This window comes from Variovorax sp. V118, assembly GCF_041154445.1.
Classification (GTDB): Bacteria; Pseudomonadota; Gammaproteobacteria; order Burkholderiales; family Burkholderiaceae_C; genus Variovorax; species Variovorax boronicumulans.
Map to the genome: position 1 here is coordinate 3919232 of NZ_AP028663.1, position 14417 is coordinate 3933648.

The 14417-nt window shown below is 66.7% G+C and carries 13 protein-coding genes; 4 read left to right on the forward strand and 9 right to left on the reverse strand.

Features of this window, described 5'->3' with window-relative positions:
• Window position 1: 1 nt before the first annotated feature.
• A complete protein-coding gene (locus ACAM52_RS18210; RefSeq protein ID WP_095744319.1) occupies window positions 2-862 on the reverse strand; it encodes a branched-chain amino acid ABC transporter permease in 861 nt (286 codons plus the stop codon).
• A gap of 86 nt (window positions 863-948) precedes the next feature.
• Window positions 949-2154, reverse strand: coding sequence for an ABC transporter substrate-binding protein (locus ACAM52_RS18215; protein ID WP_159274611.1), 1206 nt, complete (start codon window positions 2152-2154; stop codon window positions 949-951).
• A 214-nt stretch (window positions 2155-2368) separates the two neighbouring features.
• Here ACAM52_RS18215 and ACAM52_RS18220 point away from each other — a divergent pair, with 214 nt between their 5' ends.
• Window positions 2369-3133 (forward strand): FadR/GntR family transcriptional regulator, encoded by a 765-nt coding sequence (locus ACAM52_RS18220; RefSeq protein ID WP_095744317.1) that lies wholly within the window; start codon window positions 2369-2371, stop codon window positions 3131-3133.
• A gap of 12 nt (window positions 3134-3145) precedes the next feature.
• Here ACAM52_RS18220 and ACAM52_RS18225 read toward each other — a convergent pair whose 3' ends face one another.
• Window positions 3146-3604: a GNAT family N-acetyltransferase gene (locus tag ACAM52_RS18225; protein WP_153286170.1), complete on the reverse strand. Its 459-nt coding sequence runs from the start codon at window positions 3602-3604 to the stop codon at window positions 3146-3148.
• Window positions 3605-3624: 20 nt separating this feature from the next.
• Window positions 3625-4605, reverse strand: a complete 981-nt coding sequence (locus ACAM52_RS18230) for a LysR family transcriptional regulator (RefSeq protein ID WP_062468761.1) — start codon at window positions 4603-4605, stop codon at window positions 3625-3627.
• A 106-nt stretch (window positions 4606-4711) separates the two neighbouring features.
• Between ACAM52_RS18230 and ACAM52_RS18235 the strand changes: the two genes are divergently transcribed.
• Together ACAM52_RS18235 and ACAM52_RS18240 are read left to right on the forward strand one after the other, a co-directional pair.
• A complete protein-coding gene (locus ACAM52_RS18235; RefSeq protein ID WP_369644196.1) occupies window positions 4712-6067 on the forward strand; it encodes an aspartate aminotransferase family protein in 1356 nt (451 codons plus the stop codon).
• 124 nt (window positions 6068-6191) lie between these two features.
• A complete protein-coding gene (locus ACAM52_RS18240; RefSeq protein ID WP_095744313.1) occupies window positions 6192-7709 on the forward strand; it encodes a CoA-acylating methylmalonate-semialdehyde dehydrogenase in 1518 nt (505 codons plus the stop codon).
• Window positions 7710-7724: 15 nt separating this feature from the next.
• Here ACAM52_RS18240 and ACAM52_RS18245 read toward each other — a convergent pair whose 3' ends face one another.
• The 5 genes from ACAM52_RS18245 to ACAM52_RS18265 are packed head-to-tail and all read right to left on the reverse strand — an operon-like array spanning window position 7725 to window position 13142.
• Window positions 7725-9113 carry an FAD-dependent oxidoreductase gene (locus tag ACAM52_RS18245; protein ID WP_369644197.1) on the reverse strand — a complete coding sequence of 463 codons (1389 nt, stop codon included), beginning with the start codon at window positions 9111-9113 and terminating at the stop codon, window positions 7725-7727.
• Window positions 9114-9122: 9 nt separating this feature from the next.
• Entirely contained in the window at window positions 9123-9695 is a 573-nt protein-coding gene (locus ACAM52_RS18250; RefSeq protein ID WP_070063972.1) for a phosphonate degradation HD-domain oxygenase, read from the reverse strand.
• A 2-nt stretch (window positions 9696-9697) separates the two neighbouring features.
• A complete protein-coding gene (gene phnY, locus ACAM52_RS18255; protein WP_369644198.1) occupies window positions 9698-11146 on the reverse strand; it encodes a phosphonoacetaldehyde dehydrogenase in 1449 nt (482 codons plus the stop codon).
• Between the two features lie 21 nt (window positions 11147-11167).
• Window positions 11168-12394, reverse strand: a complete 1227-nt coding sequence (gene phnA, locus ACAM52_RS18260; RefSeq protein WP_369644199.1) for a phosphonoacetate hydrolase — start codon at window positions 12392-12394, stop codon at window positions 11168-11170.
• A 1-nt stretch (window position 12395) separates the two neighbouring features.
• Complete coding sequence (locus ACAM52_RS18265; protein ID WP_070061830.1) at window positions 12396-13142, reverse strand: phosphonate utilization associated transcriptional regulator; 747 nt, start codon at window positions 13140-13142, stop codon at window positions 12396-12398.
• 166 nt (window positions 13143-13308) lie between these two features.
• On the opposite strand from ACAM52_RS18265, the gene ACAM52_RS18270 reads away from it, so the two are divergent.
• Window positions 13309-14340: a putative 2-aminoethylphosphonate ABC transporter substrate-binding protein gene (locus ACAM52_RS18270; RefSeq protein ID WP_174543616.1), complete on the forward strand. Its 1032-nt coding sequence runs from the start codon at window positions 13309-13311 to the stop codon at window positions 14338-14340.
• The last annotated feature ends 77 nt before the right edge of the window (window positions 14341-14417 follow it).

Consider the following 14417-nt stretch of genomic DNA (forward strand, 5'->3'; position numbering starts at 1 on the left):
TTCATCCTCTGCGGCCGAGCAGGCCATGCGGGCGCAGCAGCAGCACGGCGCCCATCGCGATGTAGATCATCAGGCTCGCCCCCGGCGGCCAGATGGTGCTCATGAGGCTTTGCACGATGCCGATCAGCACGCCGCCGACCAGCGCCCCGCTGAAGCTGCCGAGCCCGCCGATCACCACGACCACGAAGGCCACGCCCAGCGCCTCGACACCCATGAAGGGCTCGGCCCCTCGGATGGGCGCGGCCAGCACGCCGGCCAGCGCCGCCGTGGCCGCGCCGAGCGCGAACACCAGGCTGAACACGCGGAACACGTTGATGCCCAGCAGCGAGACCATCTCGGTCGATTCGCTGCCCGCGCGCACCGCGCTGCCCAGGCGCGTGCCCTCGAGCACCCACCACAGCCCCACCGCGAGCACGGCGGTGAAGCCGATCACGAAGAGGCGGTACTTCGGGTAGATGAAGCTGCCCCACATCACCACGCCCTGCAGCAGGTCGGGCGTGGGCACGCTGTTGCCCAGCGGGCCCCAGAACACGATGACGATCTCCTGCACCGCGAGCGCCAGGCCCACGGTCACGAGGATGTGGAACTCATGCGCCTTGGCGTACACGCGGCGCAGCAGCAGCTTCTCGGCCAGCCAGCCGAGCGCGCCGACGAACAGCGGCACCAGCACGAGCGCGGCCCAGAAGTTCAGGCCCCACTGCATGGCCTGGAAGCACAGGTAGGCGCCCAGCAGGTAGAAAGCGCCGTGCGCGAAGTTCACGAAGCGCAGCAGGCCGAACACGATGGACAAGCCAACGGCCAGCAGGAAATACAGCATGCCGATGCCGATTCCGTTGATGGTCTGGAGCAGGTAGACGGACATAGGTGTCGTGGGGTGGCAAACGTGCAGGCGGCACGCGCCCTTCCCGCGCCCAAAAAGGCGCGGGCGCGGCGCGAGGCCGGGCGGCGTCAGGCCAGCTTGCAGCCGGTCTTGTCGACGGGCAGGAACGACTTGCCCGAGCTCACCACGTCCACGTAGTCGGCCGGATTCGCCATCTTCGACTTCGCCTTGCCCTTGAGCAGGTAGTAGTCCTTGATCACCTGGTGGTCGGCCTTGCGGATTTCTTCCACGCCCGTGAGGCCGTCGAACTTCATGCCTTCGAGCGCGGCGATGACGGCCTTCTGGTCGACCGTGCCGGCTTTCACGATGCCGTCGATGAGGATCTTGGTGCAGATGTACGAGCCGGCCAGGCTGTAGTTGGGCACGATCTTGAGCTTGTCGGCGGTGCGCTTCACCAGGTCCTTGTTGAGCGGCGTGTCGACCGTGTGCCAGTACTGCGCACCGAAGTAGACGCCGTCGCACAGGTCGGCGCCCAGCTCGTCGAACTGCTCCAGGCCCGAGGCCCAGGCCATGAGGATCGTCATGTTCTTGTGCATGCCGAAGCTCACCGCCTGGCGCAGCGCGGCCGAAGACTGCGCGCCGAAGTTCAGCAGCAGCAGCACGTCGGGCTTGGCGGCCATCGCGTTGGTGAGGTAGCCGCTGAACTCCTTGTCGTTGAGCGAGTGGTAACTGTTGCCCACGTGCTCGATGCCCTTCTCCTGGAAGATGGTCTTGGCCGCGCTCAGCAGGCCGTCGCCGAACACGTACTGCGGCGTGATCGTGTACCAGCGCTTGGCCTTGGGCATGGACGCGATCAGCGGACGCACCGTCTGCTCGATCGCACCGAAGGTGGGCACCGACCAGCGGAAGGTGGCGGGGTTGCAGTCCTTGCCGGTGATCTCGTCGGCGCCTGCGGTGGTGATGAACAGGCCCCCGGCCTTCTCGGCCTCCTTGCCCATGGCCAGTGCTTCCGACGACAGGATGCCGCCCGCGAAGAACTTGGCGCCCTGCTGCTGCGAGGCTTCCTGCACCTTGCGCACGGCGGTGGCGGGCTTGCCTTCGGTGTCGAGCAGCGTGTAGGCCAGCGGACGGTTCAGCACCTTGCCGTACTGCTCGATCGCCAGCTTGGTGCCCAGGTCGGCGAACTTGCCGTTGGCCGCGAAGGCACCCGACATGGGCACCGGTGCACCGAAGCGGATCACGTCGGTGGCCTGGGCGATGGCCGAACGGCTCATCAGGAGCGAGGCCGGGGCGGCCGACAGGGCGGCGAGCTGAAGGAGTTGTCTGCGTTGCATGGGGTTCTCCGGTCGTGGTGTGGAAAGTGGGGAAGAAAACACAGTGCCTGCGATCGCCGGCAATTTAAGCGGATAAATAGGATTAATATGTTGGTAAAAACCCGTTAGCAAGCCCCGTGCCCAAACCCAACCCGACCCTGCCGATGACGCCGTTAAGATCGCGCGCTGTTGCGCATCCCGCGCATCTCCCGATGTGCATGGATGGAGCGTTTTGATGAGAGTGGGGCACAACCCTCCGAAGCGGCAAAAGCTCTCGGACGTCATCGTCGAAGACGTCAAGCGATGGATCGTTGCCGAGCGCAAGCAGCCCGGCGACCGGCTACCGAACGAGAAGGAACTGATCGAGCTCTTCGGCTATTCGAAGAGCACGGTGCGCGAGGCGCTGAAGGCGCTCGAGGTGCGCGGGCTGATCTCGATCCGCACCGGCCCGGGCGGCGGCGCGTACCTGCAGCAGGTGTCGGTCGACCATGCGTCGGAGCCGCTGCGCAACTTCCTGCACTTTCACCACCTGGACGGCCACCACATCTACCAGCTGCGCAAGGCGCTGGAGCCCGAACTGGCCGTGAGCGTGGTCGGGCGGCTCACGCCCGAGCAGTTTGCGCGGCTCGAAGAGAACGTGCGCCTGTGCACCATCGAGCCCACGAACGAAGACGAACTGCGCACGCAGCGCGAAGCCGAGCTGGCCTTCCACACGATGCTGGCCGAGGCCTGCCCCAACCCGGTGCTGTCCTTCATGTGCCGCTTTCTCAACGACCTGCTGCGCGACCTCGTCGTCTACAAGAAGGCGCTGGACCACCACCACTTCGGCGAGACCAACGTGGACTACCACACGCAGCTGCTGGCGGCCTACCGCAAGGAAGATGCGGACGAGGTGCGGCGGTTGATGGTGGAGCACATGGTGGATGCGGAGCACCACATGCATGAGATGGAAGCGCACATCGGGGCGAAGCATTTGTTGCTGCCCAGCGGACAGCGATAGCACCACAAAGGTCTAGAAGACCTTGCGGAACCGCTCGGCCCTGCCGAAGCGCACGGCGACAGTACCGTTCGCCTCGAATCCGCAGCGAAGGTAGAACGACCCGGCGTGCGGATTGCCGGTGACGTGGAGTGCCGACGCACCCTGGCGCCTGGAAAGCTCGACACAGTGCGCGACCAATGCCTTGCCGATGCCGCGACGCCATGCCTCGGGCTCGACGAACAATCCATCGAGTTCGGCGCTGCCGTCGTCGTTGGGCAGCACGACAGCGAATCCCGCCGTCACGCCATGGATCTCTGCCACGAACACCCGGCCATCGACGATCTGGGCCAGAGGCAGTTCGATGGCGTCCGGGTCGGACTGAATCGCCTCGCGATCGCCGGGGTTCGCGAGAGATGCGCGCCGCTGCAAGTCTTCGAGTGCCCGGTGTTCCGACGCAAGTGCAGGGCGAATACGCAGTGGTGTTTCGGTCATCTGGGGTGGTTTCAGTGCCTTCAGATCTTCGCACCGCCATGCGCCTGCTCCAGGCACGCCTGAAACGCCAGCACCGCCCGTGAAGGCTTCGGCGACCGCCGCAGCAGGCTCACGAACCGGCACGCATAGTTGAAGCGCGCCGGCAGCACCGCCTTCATCAGCCCGCGCTGCTCGAACACCTGCGCGTAGTGGTCGGGCAGAAAGCCCAGGAAGCGCCCCGACAGGATCAAGGTCGCAATCGCCTCCTGGTCGAACCCCGTCGCCTTGCGCGACAACCTCGCCCGGTGGCTCAGCTCCATGTTCGGCGAGTGGTAGCCCAGCCCCGCGAAATGGTGCTCGCCCAGCTTCGACCAGGTGAGCTTGCCGTGCGGGCTGTCGAACAGCGGATGCCCCTGGCCGCAGTACAGCAGCATGGTTTCGTCGAACAGGTCGGCATAGACCAGGCTCTTCGAGCTGCGGTGCGCCGGGATGATGCCGATCTGGAAATTGCCCTCCAGCACGCCCTGCTCGATGGCGTTGATGGAGCCCACGTGCACCGCCAGGTTCACCTCGGGCGCGATCTCGGTGAAGCGCGCAATGGCCTCGCCGATGCGCGCCTTCGGGTTGGTCGCGGTCTTGTCGAACAGCGCCACGTCGAGCTGCCCGCCCATGCGGTTGTGGATGTCGTCGATGCTGCCGCGAAAGGCGTCGACCGAGGCCAGCAGGCGCAGCGTCTCGTCGTACACGCGCTGGCCCTCGGCCGTGAGCGCAAAGCCCGCCCGGCCGCGCCGGCACAGCACGAGGCCCAGGCGCGTTTCCAGGTCTTTCACGTGGCGGCTCACGGTCGAGGTGCCGATGTTCAGCTCCAGCTCGGCCGCCGCCATGCCGCCGCAGTCGACCACGCTCTTGAACACCTTGAGCAGGCGCAGGTCCATGTCGCTGAGTTGCCCCAGCACGGCGCGGTTGCGGGTGCCCTGGGCAGCGGTTTCGTCGGCGGGCGAGGCCTTGGCCTTTACTTGCATGGATCGTCAAGTGAACATTGATATTGCGCCATTCTCCACACTGAAGGCGTTGCGAACAATCGGCGCATCCCTTCACCCCCGGAGCCCGCCCTGCGCGGGATGCGCCATGACCCTCGCCACACCCGCCATCGAACCCACGCCCACCGCGCGCACCGACGCCGCCTGGCTCGAGGCGCACTGGATGCCCTACACCGGCAACCGCAACTTCAAGGCCGATCCGCGGATCATCGTGGAGGCCAAGGGCGCCTACTTCACCGACAACGACGGCCGCAAGATCTTCGACGGCCTCTCGGGCCTGTGGTGCTCGGGCCTGGGCCACGGCCGCCCCGAGATCACCGAGGCGGTGAGCCGCCAGATCGCCAAGCTCGACTACTCGCCCGCCTTCCAGTTCGGCCACCCGCTCTCGTTCGAACTGGCCAACAAGATCAAGGAACTGACGCCCGCCGGCCTGGACTACGTGTTCTTCACCGGCTCGGGCTCCGAAGCCGCCGACACCTCGCTGAAGATGGCGCGCGCCTACTGGCGCACCAAGGGCCAGGCCGGCAAGACACGCCTGATCGGCCGCGAGAAGGGCTACCACGGCGTGAACTACGGCGGCATCTCGGTGGGCGGCATCGCGGCCAACCGCAAGCTGTTCGGCCAGGGCGTCGAGGCCGACCACCTGCCGCACACGCAGCTGGCCAGCAATGCCTTCTCGCGCGGCATGCCCGAAAGCGGCGCCGAGCTGGCCGACCGCCTGCTCGACCTGATCGCATTGCACGACGCCTCGACCATCGCGGCCGTGATCGTGGAGCCCTTCGCCGGTTCGGCCGGCGTGGTGATTCCGCCCAAGGGCTACCTGAAACGCCTGCGCGACATCTGCACGGCCAACAACATCCTGCTGATTTTTGACGAAGTGATCACCGGGTTCGGCCGCTGCGGCGCGCTCACGGGCGCCGATGCCTTCGGCGTCACGCCCGACATCATGAACATCGCCAAGCAGGTCACCAATGGCGCGCAGCCGCTGGGCGCCGTGGTGGCCAGCAAGGACATCTACGACACCTTCATGGCCGCCGGCGGTCCCGAGTACATGCTCGAGTTCCCGCACGGCTACACCTACGGCGCGCACCCCGTGGCCTGCGCCGCCGGCATCGCCGCGCTCGACGTGCTCCAGAAGGAAGACATGATCGGCCGCGTGCAAACGCTGGCCCCGCACTTCGAGAACGCCGTGCACAGCCTGAAGGGCAGCAAGCACGTCGCCGACATCCGCAACTACGGCCTGGCCGCCGGCATCACCATCGCCGCGCTGCCGGGCGAGCCCGCACGCCGCCCCTACGAGATCGCGATGAACTGCTGGAAGAAGGGCTTCTACGTGCGCTACGGCGGCGACACAATCCAGCTCGCACCGCCCTTCATTTCCGAGAAGGCCGAGATCGACCGCATGGTCAACGCCCTCGCCGACGCCCTGGCCGAAACCAACTGAAACAAGGCCCCCCGGCTTTTCACTTCGCTTCGCTCCGTGTAATTCGCCACCCCCCGAGGGGGAGGCGCGGGCCGCCTTGGGGCGGCCCGGCGGCGCCCGCATTCCCCTTACGAGACCTGAAGACATGCAACACGACAAGAACGTCACCGCCACCATCGGCCACTTCATCGACGGCAAGCACGTCGGCGGCGGCAGCCGCGTGCAGCCGGTGTTCGACCCCGCCACCGGCCTGTCGGCCAAGAGCGTGGCGCTCGCCGACAAGCTCACGGTCGAGCAGGCCATCGCTTCGGCGCAGGCCGCCTTCCCGGCCTGGCGCAACACGCCGCCGCTCAAGCGCGCCCGCGTGATGAGCCGCCTGAAGACGCTGCTCGAGGAAAACGCCGACACCATCGCCGCGCTGATCACCGCCGAGCACGGCAAGGTGCTGGCCGACGCGCACGGCGAGCTGCAGCGCGGCATCGAGAACGTCGAGTACGCCAGCTACGTGCCCGAGCTGCTCAAGGGCGAGCACAGCAAGAACGTGGGCCCGTCGATCGACTCGTGGAGCGAGTTCCAGGCCATGGGCGTCGCCGCCGGCATCACGCCGTTCAACTTCCCCGTCATGGTGCCGCTGTGGATGTGGCCGATGGCCGTGGCGTGCGGCAACACCTTCGTGCTCAAGCCTTCGGAGCGCACGCCCTCCTCCACGCTGTTCATGGCCGAACTCGCGCTGCAGGCCGGCCTGCCGCCGGGCGTGCTGAACGTGGTCAACGGCGACAAGGAAGCGGTCGACACGCTGCTGACCGACCGCCGCGTGAAGGCCGTGAGCTTCGTGGGCTCCACGCCCATCGCCGAATACATCTACACCACGGGCACGGCCCACGGCAAGCGCGTGCAGGCGCTGGGCGGCGCCAAGAACCACGCGGTGGTGATGCCCGACGCCGACATCGGCAACGCCGTGAGCGCGCTCATGGGCGCGGCCTACGGCTCGTGCGGCGAGCGCTGCATGGCGATCCCGCTGGTGGTGGCCGTGGGCGACGCCACGGCCGACGCGGTGGTCGAGGGCCTGAAGGTCGAGATCGCCAAGATGAAGGTCGGCCCCGGCACCGACAACGGCAACGACATGGGCCCGCTGGTCACCCAGCCGCACTTCGAGAAGGTCAAGGCCTTCGTCGACGCGGGCGTGGCCGCCGGCGCCAAGCTGGTGGTCGACGGCCGCGGCATCCAGGTCGAAGGCCACGAAGGCGGCTACTACCTGGGCGCCTGCCTGTTCGACCACGTCAAGCCCGGCATGACGATCTACCAGGAAGAAATCTTCGGCCCGGTGCTCGGCGTGGTGCGCGTGAAGACGCTGCAGGAAGCCATGGACCTGATCGATGCGCACGAGTACGGCAACGGCACCTGCATCTTCACGCGCGACGGCGAGGCCGCGCGCTGGTTCAGCGACAACATCCAGGTCGGCATGGTCGGCATCAATGTGCCGCTGCCGGTGCCCGTGGCGTACCACTCGTTCGGCGGCTGGAAGCGCTCGCTGTTCGGCGACCTGCACGCCTACGGCCCCGACGCCGTGCGCTTCTACACCAAGCGCAAGACCGTCACGCAGCGTTGGCCTTCGGCCGGCGTGCGTGAAGGGACGATGTTCTCGTTCCCCTCGAACCGTTGATGCGGTCTCCGCAGGTCAGGCTTTATCAGCCTTGCCTGCGGCGTTCGCGAGCTTGCTGAGCATGCGGTCCACCAGCCACGGCTGGCGGTCCTCATCCTCAGCGCGTTCCTTGCGGCGGATCGCGTTGCGCACGACGATCGAGCCCACATAGCGCATGGGCTCCGGCGGAAAGTAGCCCAGTGGCCCGCCCGTGATCGGGCTGCGCGTCCATGCGTTGTCCTGGTCGAGCACCAGCGACGACAGGATCTGCCCGCCCATGTAGGTCGGCCCCACCCCGTTGCCCGAGTAGCCGAAGCCGTAGTAGATATGCGGCGCCCCATCGAGCTTGCCGAAGAACGGAAAGCCGGTCACCGAGCGGTCGGACGGGCCGTTCCAGCTGGCGGTGATCGGCGTGTTGCTCAATGCCGGGAAGAACGAATGCAGGGCCTGCGTGAGCTCGCCCTCGTACGGCGAGCGCTCGTCGAAAACCTTGGCCATGCGTCCGCCCCAGGCGAAGGTGTTGCCGCCCTTGCCCAGCATGATGCGGCCGTCGACCGTGCTGCGGTAGTAGTACACGAAGGTGCGCGAGTCGAGCACCGACACGCCGTCGGTCAGCCCGATCTGCTGCAACAGCTCGGGGCAGCGCTCGGTGATGATCATGTCGCTCGACACGATGGCGATGGTCCGCTCGAACTGCGGGAAGCGGCTGGCCATCCACGCGTTCATCGCGAGCACCAGTTTCTTCGCGCGCACGCGCCCGGTGGGCGTGTGCACCACCACGGGCTGGCCGGTGCTGAAGTCGAGCATCGGCGTGCGCTCGTGGATGCGGATGCCCATGGCCAGCGCCACGCGCCGCAGCCCGCGCACCAGCTTGCCCGGGTGCACGGTGGCGGCGATCGGCGAGTACACGCCGGCCAGGTTGCGCGCCGAGCCCGAGCGCCGCGCCACCTCGTCGGGCGGCAGTGCGTGGTACGAGTGGATGCCGCGCGCCTCCAGCGCCTGCATCATCGGATCGAGCGTGCCGATCTGCGCCTGCGAGGTCGCGGTGTAGAGCGTGCCGTCGCGCCGCAGTTCGGCGTCGATGCCGTGCGCGGCGCAGAAGTCGGCGATGTGCCCCACCGCCGCTTCCGACGCCTTCACGAGGCGCACCGCCTCGTCTTCGCCGAACAGCCGCCGCAGCGTCAAAAACTTGGCCGACCAGGTGAGCAGGCAACCGCCGTTGCGCCCGCTGGCGCCGGCGCCGCACAGGTCGCTTTCGAGGATGACGATGTCGAGCGCGGGCGCCTGCAGCTTGGCCTGGATGGCCGTCCACAGGCCGGTGAAGCCGCCGCCGACGATGCAGACGTCGGCGCTGGTTTCACCTTGCAGCGCCGGGGCCAGATCGCCGTCGTTGAAGAGCGCTTGTTCGATCCAGAAGGGGCGCATCCGTGTGCCTTAAGCGGTGGTGAGGGCTTGCCGGTGTTCGGCGGAACTGATCTCGAGGTGGCGCACGAAGTGCGCGAGGCCGGGCATGTCGGCATCGGCCAGCTTGGCCGTGTCGTCCCACTGCCGCAGGCGCACCGCGTCCATTGCATACGGCAGCGTCTCGAAAGCCTTGGCCTGTGCCTCGTCGAAGACGCCGCCCTGCAGTTGCAGGCTGCGCTTCGAGTCGGGCGACAGCGCCTCCAGGTAGCCGGGCACGCGCGCGCACAGGAAGCGCTTGGCGTCCACATGCAACCGGATCGGTTCCAGCGTGGCCGGACCGAACAGCGCGCGCAGGAACGGCAGGCAGCGGTACTGGTGCAGGTCGTCCAGGCCCTGCTGCGTCGGCGTGCCACCGAAGTCGTGCAGCAGGTGGCCCAGGTCGTGCAGCAGGGCGGCGGCGATCAGCGCGCTGTCCGCGCCTTCCTGCTCGGCCAGGTGCGCCGACTGCAGCGCGTGCTCCAGCTGCGTGACCGGCTCGCCGTCGTACTGCGCATGGCCCTTGGTTTCGAAGAGGCCGACGATGTCGGGGATGCTGAGGCTCATGGTTACCAGGGCAGCGAGTAGGTCTTGGTGTTGGTGAAGCTCTTCATCGCTTCGAGCACGCCTTCCTTGTAGCCCAGGCCCGAATCCTTGATGCCGCCGAAGGGCGTGAGCTCCAGGCGGTAACCCGGCACCTCGCGCACATTGACGCTGCCCACGTTCAGCTCGCGGATGAAGCGCGTGATGTAGTCCAGGCGGTTGGTGCAGATCGAGGACGACAGGCCGTAGGCCGTGCCGTTCGAGATGCGGATCGCCTCGTCGATGTTCTTGAAGCGGATCACCGGCGACACGGGACCGAAGGTCTCCTGCTTGGCGACGGTCATCTCGGGGTCGACGTGATCGAGCACCGTGGGCGAGTACAGCGCGCCGCGGCGTTCGTTGCCGTACAGGAGCTTGGCGCCCGCTGCGATGGCGTCGTTGACCACGGCTTCGAATTGCTTCGCGGCCGCTTCGTCGATCACGGTGCCCATGTCGGTGTCGGGGTCCATCGGGTCGCCGTACTTCAGTGCGCGGGTCTTCTCGACCAGCAGTTCGACGAAACGATCGGCGACCGATTCGTGCACCAGCATGCGCTTCACGGCCGTGCAGCGCTGCCCCGAGTTCTTGTACGACCCATTGGCAGCCAGCGTGGCCGCTTCCTCGATGTCCGCGTCTTCCATCACGATGATCGGATCGTTGCCGCCCAGCTCCAGGATCTGGCGCTTGTAGGTGGCCTTGCCCGCGATGTACTTGCCGATGGGCACGCCACCCGTGAAGGTGACGAGGTCGACGTCGGCATTGGTCAGCAGCTCGTCGGCGATCTCCTTCGGGTCGCCCGTGAGCACCGACAGCATCTGCGGCGGCAGGCCTGCCTCGTACAGGATGTCGGCCAGCAGGAAGGCCGTGAGCGGCGTCTTCTCGCTGGGTTTGAGCACGATGCGGTTGTTGGTCGCAATGGCCGGCGCCACCTTGTGGATCACCTGGTTCAGCGGGTGGTTGAACGGCGTGATGGCGGTGATGGCGCCCAAGAGCGGCTCGCGCATCGTGTAGACCTTGCGGCTCTTGCCGTGGTGCGTGAGGTCGCACGAGAACACCTGGCCGTCGTCCACCAGCGCCTGGTTGGCGGCGAACAGCAGCACGTCGGAGGCGCGGCCCACTTCGTACAGCGAGTCCTTGCGCGACAGGCCCGATTCGAGCGTGATGGTGCGCGACATCTCGTCCAGGCGAGAGGCGATGATCTCGCCGGCGCGCATGAGGATCTTGTAGCGCTCGTAGCGCGTGAGCGTGGGCTTGTAGTCGCGGGCGATGCGCAGGGCGTGGCGCACGTCGTCCAGCGTGGCCTTGGGCACGGTGGCGATCACCTCGCCGGTGTACGGGTAGGTGACCTCGATGGTGCGGTCGCGGTGGACTTTCTCGCCGGCGATGCGCAGGGCCTCGCGGTGGACGGTGCCTGGCTTCAGGATGGCTTGGCTCATGGGTGCTTGCTCCGTGTGGCTTCAGCGTGCGTGGTTCAAGGCGAGGTCGAGCGCATCGAAGTTGCGCAGCCGGCGGCCGGGGGCGATGCCTTCGACCGGGCGGTTGCAGATCAGCGGCACCTTCTGCTCGGACACACCGCCGTGCGAGCGCAGCGGCACTTCGAGGGCCGACAGGTCGTGGCGGCTGGCGGCCGTGCCGATGACGGTGCTCTGCTCGCTCACCACCACGATGTCGCCGATGCGGTCCGGCGGCAGCTCGAAGCGCTTGGCAGCTTCGGCGCGCGAGAGTACGAGTTCCATGCCCGGAATGCCCTTGATGCGTTCGATCCAGCCCGGCACGCTGGCTTCGTCGGGTGCGTACACCGTGGCGAAGGAGCCGAGCGCGCCGTGGTGCACCACGTAGGGGTCGGTGATCGGCAGGATCACGAGGGCTTTTTCAGCGCCGTACCAGCCGTCGAGCACGTCCTGCAGGTAGATCACGTTGGGCGAGCCGTCGGCACCGTGCTTGTCGTTCATGCCGTGGTCGGCCGTGAGCACGATGGTGGCGCCGAGTGCATCGAGCTGCGCGAGGTAGCCGTCCATCATTTGATAGAACGCGTTGGCGGCAGGGCTGCCCGGCGCGGCCTTGTGCTGCACGTAGTCGGTGGTCGACAGGTACATGAGGTCGGGGCGGCGCGATTCCATGAGCTTCACGCCGGCGGCGAACACGAACTCCGACAGCTCCGCGCTGTAGACCGAAGGCACGGGCATGCCGACCATGTCGAGCACGTTGTCGATGCCGTTCTCTTCCATCGTCACCTGGTCCGACTTCTCCGATGAGAAGCAGATGCCCTTCATCTTGTGGCCCAGCAGCTTGCGCAGCTTGTCTTTCGCCGTGACCACCGCGAGCTTGGCGCCCGCGTCGGCAAACGCAGCCAGCACGGTGCCTGCGCGCAGGTACTTGGGGTCGTTCATCATCACTTCCTGGCCCAGCTCGCGGTCGAAGAAGTAGTTGCCGCAGATGCCGTGCACCGCGGGCGGTGCGCCGGTCACGATCGACAGGTTGTTGGGGTTGGTGAACGAGGGCACGACGCAGTCGGCGAGCAGGTCGGCACCGTCCTTGCGCATGCGGGCGATGTAGGGCGCCACGCCGGCTTCGATGGCCGCGTCGAGGTACGCGGGCTCGCAGCCGTCCACGCACACGACCACGATCGGACGCGCCATCCAGCGATAGCTCCTGGCATTGACTTCAAGTGTCTCCGGTGTCATTTCAGACTTCCTTTTGGGGTGGGTGGTTCGGGGTAGCGGTGGTGTTGCTGGAAGTGGCCGCATCGGCGTCGATGCGGCCGAAGGCCTTGTGCATGCGTGCGCGGCTGCCGGCCACGTGTTCGCGCAGTGCGCGCCCTGCCGTGTCGGGGTTGCCGCTGGCGATGGCGTCGACGATGTGGCTGTGCTCGTCGGCCGAGACCCGCAGGCCGCCGCCGCTGTCGAGCGCGCGCATTCTGAAAAGGTGCAGCTCCTTGACGAGCCGCTTGTAGGTTTCGGTGAGCTTCTTGCTGCCGGCGGTGTCGAGCAGGATCTCGTGGAACTGCAGGTTGAGCTGCGCGTACTGCTCCACGTCCTGCGCCTGGGCGGCCGAACGCATGGCGTCGACCATGGCGCGCAGGCGCTCCACCGCGTCGGGCTGGATCGCCAGGGCCACGCGCCGGCCGATGATTTCTTCCAGCGCCTCGCGCAGCTCGTAGATCTCGTCGGCTTCCTCGAACGCGATCTCGCGCACGAAGACGCCGCGGTTCTTCTCGTTGCGCACGAGGCCCGCCTCTTCCAGTGCGCGCAACGCCTCGCGGATCGGGCCGCGGCTGGTGTTGAAGCGCTGCGAGAGCTCGCTCTCGTTGATGCGGCTGCCCACCGGGAGCTCGCCCGTCATGATCAAACGCTCGATTTCTTCCTGCATCAGCATCGGCAGCGAGCTGGACTGGAGGAACGCGAGGGCGGCGGAGTGATTGCTGGTGACCATGGTGCGTATTTTCCCGAAGGATCGTCAACTGTCAACAATTTTTTATTGACAGTCATCAATCAGCAACCTACATTGCAAACACCGGATGGCGTTGCCCACCCTCGCGCTGGCGCCAGCCCTCACCCTTCTTCAGTGACAGCCAGCCTTTCAGGAGAAACAGATGACGATGAAACAAAGCACGCGCCGTCTCACGGCCGCCCTGTGTGTTGCGGCCCTCGGCCTCGTGTCCGGCAGTGCGTGGGCGCAAAAGACGCCGCTCCTGGTCTACACGGCGCTCGAGACCGACGCCATGAAGCTGTACAAGGACGCGTTCGAGAAGGCCAACCCCGACATCGAAGTGAAGTGGGTGCGCGACTCCACCGGCATCGTCACCGCCAAGCTGCTGGCCGAAAAAGCCAACCCGCAGGCCGACGTGGTGGCCGGCCTGGCCGCCAGCAGCCTGGCGCTGCTGCAGCAGGAAGGCATGCTGCTGCCTTATGAGCCCAAGGGCTTCAAGGAGCTGAACCCCGCGTACTCCGACGCCGCACGCCCGCCCGCCTGGGTCGGCATGGACGTGTGGGCCGCCACCATCTGCTTCAACACGGTCGAGGCCAAGAAGCTCGGCCTGCCCAAGCCCGAGAGCTGGAAGGACCTGACCAAACCCGTCTACAAGGGCACGATCTCGATGCCGCACCCCGCCTCCAGCGGCACGGGCTACCTCGACGTGTCGTACTGGCTGCAGAACATGGGCGACGCCGAAGGCTGGAAGTACATGGACGCGCTGCACCAGAACATCGCGCAGTACGTGCACTCGGGCTCCAAGCCCTGCAAGCAGGCGGGCGCGGGCGAGTTCCCCATCGGCATCTCGTTCGAGTTCCGCGCGCACCAGGTGAAGAAGTCGGGCGCGCCGGTCGACCTGATCTTCCCCAAGGAAGGCCTGGGCTGGGACATCGAGGCCACCAGCCTCATGAAGACCAGCACGAAGCTGGCGCAGGGCAAGCGCTTTGCCGACTGGATGGCGAGCAAGGAAGCCAACCAGATCAGCGCGCGCTGGTGGGCGGTGGTCGCCTACCCGGGCGTGGTCTCCAAGCTCGAAGGCATTCCGGACAACTACGAGAAGCTGCTGGCCAAGAACGACCTGAACTGGGCTGCGAAAAACCGCGAACGCATCCTCGCGGAGTGGAGCAAGCGCTACGAGGGCAAGGCCGAACCCAAGTAAGCCCGACGGCATCCCCCGGTTTTCAATTCAAGGGTGCCGCCGCAGCTGGTGACGCCCTCCAACGACGAGTGCGAAAA

Bases quoted from the DNA above. Each gene is read 5' to 3' on its own strand.
- ACAM52_RS18220 (WP_095744317.1), top strand. From the start codon at position 2,369: ATGAGAGTGGGGCACAACCCTCCGAAGCGGCAAAAGCTCTCGGACGTC.
- ACAM52_RS18230 (WP_062468761.1), bottom strand. From the start codon at position 4,605: ATGCAAGTAAAGGCCAAGGCCTCGCCCGCCGACGAAACCGCTGCCCAG.
- phnY (WP_369644198.1), bottom strand. From the start codon at position 11,146: ATGAGCCAAGCCATCCTGAAGCCAGGCACCGTCCACCGCGAGGCCCTG.
- ACAM52_RS18250 (WP_070063972.1), bottom strand. From the start codon at position 9,695: ATGAGCCTCAGCATCCCCGACATCGTCGGCCTCTTCGAAACCAAGGGC.
- ACAM52_RS18210 (WP_095744319.1), bottom strand. From the start codon at position 862: ATGTCCGTCTACCTGCTCCAGACCATCAACGGAATCGGCATCGGCATG.
- ACAM52_RS18245 (WP_369644197.1), bottom strand. From the start codon at position 9,113: ATGCGCCCCTTCTGGATCGAACAAGCGCTCTTCAACGACGGCGATCTG.
- ACAM52_RS18215 (WP_159274611.1), bottom strand. From the start codon at position 2,154: ATGCAACGCAGACAACTCCTTCAGCTCGCCGCCCTGTCGGCCGCCCCG.
- ACAM52_RS18265 (WP_070061830.1), bottom strand. From the start codon at position 13,142: ATGGTCACCAGCAATCACTCCGCCGCCCTCGCGTTCCTCCAGTCCAGC.
- phnA (WP_369644199.1), bottom strand. From the start codon at position 12,394: ATGACACCGGAGACACTTGAAGTCAATGCCAGGAGCTATCGCTGGATG.
- ACAM52_RS18270 (WP_174543616.1), top strand. From the start codon at position 13,309: ATGAAACAAAGCACGCGCCGTCTCACGGCCGCCCTGTGTGTTGCGGCC.
- ACAM52_RS18235 (WP_369644196.1), top strand. From the start codon at position 4,712: ATGACCCTCGCCACACCCGCCATCGAACCCACGCCCACCGCGCGCACC.
- ACAM52_RS18225 (WP_153286170.1), bottom strand. From the start codon at position 3,604: ATGACCGAAACACCACTGCGTATTCGCCCTGCACTTGCGTCGGAACAC.
- ACAM52_RS18240 (WP_095744313.1), top strand. From the start codon at position 6,192: ATGCAACACGACAAGAACGTCACCGCCACCATCGGCCACTTCATCGAC.